Annotated in this window: 1 protein-coding gene; it reads right to left on the bottom strand. The window is 77.4% G+C overall.

The window, feature by feature from the left end; all coding sequences use genetic code 11:
• Window positions 1-175: 175 nt before the first annotated feature.
• Window positions 176-865: a Maf family protein gene (locus tag HCN56_RS13090; protein WP_167970628.1), complete on the bottom strand. Its 690-nt coding sequence runs from the start codon at window positions 863-865 to the stop codon at window positions 176-178.
• Window positions 866-992: the final 127 nt, after the last annotated feature.

The raw sequence follows: 992 nt of genomic DNA, 5'->3' as shown, positions 1-992 counted from the left end.
CAGCCACCTCCCGGAACTCTTCGTCCTGGTCCTGTGCGCCTGCTCCGCGTCGGTGGCCGGGGACCTGTTCGCCTACCGCCTCGCCCGGCGCGGCGGGCGGGCCGGATCGCCGGGGGCGCCACGGCGCACCGCTGCCGTACCTCCCGCCCCTCGTGCCGCCCCTGCCCCGCCGGGGTCAGGCGCCGGCCGGCGCCCACAGGTCGGTCACGAGCACCCCGAGACCGGTCAGCAGCTGCCGGAACATCGGCAGCGAGAGGCCGATGACGTTGCCGGGGTCGCCGTCCACGGAGTCGATGAAGGGCGCCGACCTGCCGTCGAGGGTGAACGCCCCCGCCACGTGCAGCGGTTCACCGGTGGCGACGTACGCCTCGATCTCGGCGTCGGTGGGCTCCCCGAACCGCACGACCGTTGAGGCGGTCGCGGAGGCACGGCGCCCGTCGGCGGCGTCGATCACGCAGTGCCCGGTGCGCAGCACGCCGGAACGGCCTCGCATGGCGTGCCAGCGCCGGACGGCCTCCGCCGCGTCGGCGGGCTTGCCCAGCGCGGCGCCGTCGAACTCCAGGACCGAGTCGCACCCCACGACGAGGGCGTCGGAGACCCCGGGGAGCGCGGCGACCGCCTCGGCCTTGGCCTCCGCCAGTACCCGGGCCAGTTCCTCGGGCGAGTCGGCGCTCAGCGCGTCCTCGTCGACCCCGCTGACGACCACCTCCGGTGCGAACCCGGTCTGCCGCAGCAGCGCCAGTCGCGCGGGGGAGCCGGAGGCCAGCACCAGGCGGCGGGCGGGCCGGAGGGCGGGCGGGCCGGCCGGACCGCCGTCGGCGGTCGCGGTCGGGTCGGGGGCCTCGGGGGAGAACTGGGAAACCATGGAGCCAGCGTAGTGCGGCGCCGCGCGGTGCGGTGGGCGCGGCGGGTGCGGTCCGCCGCGCCCGGTGCGGGCGGGCCGGTCGCCGGCCCGCCCGCAGGGTCACTTGGTGAGGTAGGCGTCGATGATG

Origin of the sequence: Streptomyces lonarensis (assembly GCF_012033735.1) — a bacterium.
Taxonomy (GTDB): Bacteria; Actinomycetota; Actinomycetes; order Streptomycetales; family Streptomycetaceae; genus Streptomyces; species Streptomyces lonarensis.
Note: the sequence above shows the minus strand (reverse complement) of the source record. Positions and strands in the feature narration are given on the sequence as shown.

What these genes read in the sequence shown, in the direction of transcription:
- HCN56_RS13090 (WP_167970628.1), bottom strand. Translation starts at nt 865, where the DNA reads ATGGTTTCCCAGTTCTCCCCCGAGGCCCCCGACCCGACCGCGACCGCC.